This window comes from Spirillospora sp. NPDC049652 (genome assembly GCF_040675125.1).
In the GTDB taxonomy this organism is placed as follows: domain Bacteria; phylum Actinomycetota; class Actinomycetes; order Streptosporangiales; family Streptosporangiaceae; genus Spirillospora.
Window position 1 is genome coordinate 1 of record NZ_JBFAOF010000837.1, and the last position, 3,221, is coordinate 3,221.

General features: G+C 75.6%; 4 protein-coding genes. All 4 read left to right on the top strand.

What is annotated here, in order from left to right; genetic code table 11:
- On the top strand, nucleotides 1-603 hold a 603-nt coding region (locus AB0J52_RS33525; protein WP_500186881.1), incomplete at its 5' end, for an MFS transporter.
- Between the two features lie 24 nt (nucleotides 604-627).
- Nucleotides 628-1,548, top strand: a complete 921-nt coding sequence (locus AB0J52_RS33530; protein ID WP_500186882.1) for an NADP-dependent oxidoreductase — start codon at nucleotides 628-630, stop codon at nucleotides 1,546-1,548.
- Nucleotides 1,549-1,603: 55 nt separating this feature from the next.
- Nucleotides 1,604-2,470 (top strand): glycosyltransferase family 2 protein, encoded by an 867-nt coding sequence (locus tag AB0J52_RS33535; RefSeq protein ID WP_500186883.1) that lies wholly within the window; start codon nucleotides 1,604-1,606, stop codon nucleotides 2,468-2,470.
- A 68-nt stretch (nucleotides 2,471-2,538) separates the two neighbouring features.
- Nucleotides 2,539-3,221: GlxA family transcriptional regulator (locus AB0J52_RS33540; protein WP_500186884.1), on the top strand; the 683-nt coding region annotated here is incomplete at its 3' end.

Genomic DNA, 3,221 nt, shown 5'->3' on the forward strand with positions numbered 1-3,221 from the left:
CTGCCCGCCCCGGCCGCGCTGATCGTCGCGCCGCTGTTCACGCCCCGGCTGATGGAGCGGCTCGGCGTCCGCGTCGTGCTCGGCGCGGGGATGGCCCTCGCCGCCGCCGGGATGCTGGTGCCGTGGGTCGCCGACGCCGCCGGACGGCTGGAGTACGCGGAGATCGCGGTCGCGCTGGTGTGCCTCGGCACCGGCTTCGGCATCGCCGCGACCGCCGCGTCCGTGGCGCTGCTGTCGTCCTCGCCGCAGGAGGAGGCGGGCGGCGCGGCGGCCGTCGAGGAGATCTCCTACGAGCTGGGCGGCGCGATGGGCGTCGCCGCGATCGGCAGCCTCGCCGCCGTCCTGTACCGGGGGCACGTGCCCGACCTCGGCCTCGGCGAGGACCAGATGGCCCGCGTCCGCGACTCGATCGGCGAGGCCGCCGTCGTCGCGGCGCAGAACGGCGGCGGGCTCGGCGCGCGGATCACCGCGGTCGCCGCCTCCTCGTTCACCCACGCCCTCGGCGTGTCGTTCGCCGCCGCCGCGATCCTCCTGCTCGCTTCGGGGTACGTCGGCTACCGGGTCATCCCGTCCAGTTTCCGGCCCACCGAGAACAGCCATTGAACCCGTCCGGAAAGGACCACCACGATGAGGGCAGCCAGCTACGACGCCTACGCTCCGGACAACTCGCGCCTGCGGGTCGGGGAGGTCCCGGACCCGCGCGTCGGACCGGGCCAGGTGCTGGTCGAGGTGCGCGCCGCCGGGGTCAACCCGGTGGACTGGAAGATCATGGCGGGCGGGCTCGACCCGCTGATGGAGGCGGTCTTCCCCGTCGTCCCCGGCTGGGACGTCGCGGGCGTCGTGGTGGACGTCGGCCTGGACACGCCCGAGTTCACGCCCGGCGACGAGGTCGTCTCCTACGCCCGGACGCCGATCGTCCGGCACGGCACGTTCGCCGAACTCGTCGCCGTCCCGGCCGAGATCCTCGCCCGCCGCCCGGTCGCCCTCGACTGGGCCCAGTCGGCGGGCCTGCCGCTCACCGGCCTCACCGCGCAGCGCATGCTGAACCGCCTGGAGGTCGCGCCCGGCGACGTCCTGCTGGTCTACGGGGCGTCCGGCGGCGTCGGCAGCCTCGCCGTCCAGCTCGGCCGCGAGCGCGGCGCCCGCGTCATCGGCACCGCCTCGCCCCGCAACCACGACTTCGTCCGCGGCCTCGGCGCCGAGCCGGTCGCCTACGGCGAGGGCCAGGCCGACCGCGTCCGCGAGCTGGCCCCGGGCGGCGTCACCGCGGTCGCCGACTGCGTCGGGGGCCAGATCGAGACCACCCTCGCCGTCCTCGCGTTCGGCGGCCGGCACGCCTCGATCGCCGACCCGTCCGTCCCCGGGCACGGCGGCACCTCGGTGTGGACGCGCCCGGACGGCGCCGCCCTCACCGAACTGGCCGCCCTCGCCGACCAGGGCTCCCTCACCGTCGACGTCTCCCGCACCTTCCCTCTGGACGAGGTCGCCGCCGCCTTCGACGCCAGCCGCACCGGCCACACCCGGGGCAAGATCGTCCTCATCCCCTGACCCGCGCGCGGCGAACCCCGCCCGCGCGTCCCGGCGGCCTGCTTCACTACGGGACATGAACACCGTCGACGCGGTCGTCCTGACCATGAACGACCGTCCGGACGAGTTCGCCGCGGCCATGGCGTCGCTGCTCGCCCAGGAGGGCGTCACGCTGAACGTCGTGGTCGTCGGCAACGGCTGCGTCCCGGACGGCGTGCCCGACGGCGTCCGGACGCTCGCGCTGCCCGAGAACCTCGGCATCCCCGGCGGCCGCAACGCCGGCGCGAACGCCCTCGGCGGCGGAGAGTTCCTGCTGTTCTTCGACAACGACGCCGTCCTGCCGGGCCGCGACGACCTCGCGCGGCTGATCGCCGAGTTCGACCGCCACCCCGAGGCCGCGTATGTGCAGCCCCGCATCGCCGACCCGGTGACCGGGGTGACGCTGCCGCGCTGGGTCCCGCGCCCGCGCGGCGCCCGTCCCCGCACACCCGGGACGGTCGCGACGATGTCGGAGGGCATCGTCCTGATCCGCAGGGACGACTTCGACCGGGCGGGAGGCTGGCCCGGTCACTACTTCCTGTTCCATGAGGGGCTCGACCTGGCCTGGCGGCTGTGGGACCTCGGCCGGACGGGCCGCTACGCGCCCCAGGTCGTCGTCCACCACCCCGCCACGGACCCCGCGCGGCACGAGGGCTTTCATCGGCTCAGCGCGCGCAACCGGGTGTGGGCCGCCTACCGCAACCTGCCGAGGCCCCTGATCCCGGTCTACCTGGGGCTGTGGACGGTGCTCACCGTCGCGCGGCTGCGGTCGGCCGGGGCGCTCGCCGCCACGCTGCGGGGCTTTCGCGAAGGGCTCGCCGGCCGCGGCGAGCAGGCGCGAAGGCCGATCGCCTGGGGGACCGTCGGACGGCTCACCCGGGTGGGACGGCCCCCGGTGATCTGAGGGGCGTGTCCGGATGTGACAGGAGGGCGTCATGGCGGACAGGGGCAGTGAGTCAGCACAATAGAGACATGTCCGCTCCGCACCGTGTCGTCATCGCCGTGTTCCCGGACGTCGACCTGCTCGACGTCACCGGGCCGGCCGAGGTGTTCGCGCTCGCCAACCGGGAGATGCCGGACGGCGCCGCGCCCTACCTCGTCCAGCTCGCCGGGCCGGACGGCGGGCTCGTGCGGACCGGCGCGGGCGTCCGCCTCGCCACCGACCTGGCCTTCGAGGACGTCGGCGACCGCGTCGACACGCTCGTCGTGCCCGGCGCGGTGGACGGCGAGGGCGCGCCGGTGATCGACCCGGCCCTGGTCGGCTGGGTCGCCCGCACGGCGCGGCACGCGGGCCGGGTCGCCTCGGTGTGCGTGGGCGCGCACCTGCTCGCCGCCGCCGGGCTGCTCAGCGGGCGGACGGCCACCACGCACTGGGCCACCGCCGACCGCCTCGCCGCCGACCACCCCGACGTCGTGGTGGACCCCGACCCGATCTACGTCCGCTCCGGGGACGTCTGGACCGGCGCGGGCATCAGCGCCTGCATGGACCTCTCGCTCGCGCTGGTCGCCGAGGACCACGGCGAGCGGGTCGCCCTCGACGTCGCCCGGCAGCTCGTCATGTACCTCAAGCGGCAGGGCGGGCAGAGCCAGTTCAGCGTCCCGCTGTGGCAGGCCCCCGCCGAGCGGCGCGACATCGACGAGCTGCGGGCGTGGAT

What these genes read in the sequence shown, in the direction of transcription:
- AB0J52_RS33530 (WP_500186882.1), top strand. Translation starts at nt 628, where the DNA reads ATGAGGGCAGCCAGCTACGACGCCTACGCTCCGGACAACTCGCGCCTG.
- AB0J52_RS33535 (WP_500186883.1), top strand. Translation starts at nt 1,604, where the DNA reads ATGAACACCGTCGACGCGGTCGTCCTGACCATGAACGACCGTCCGGAC.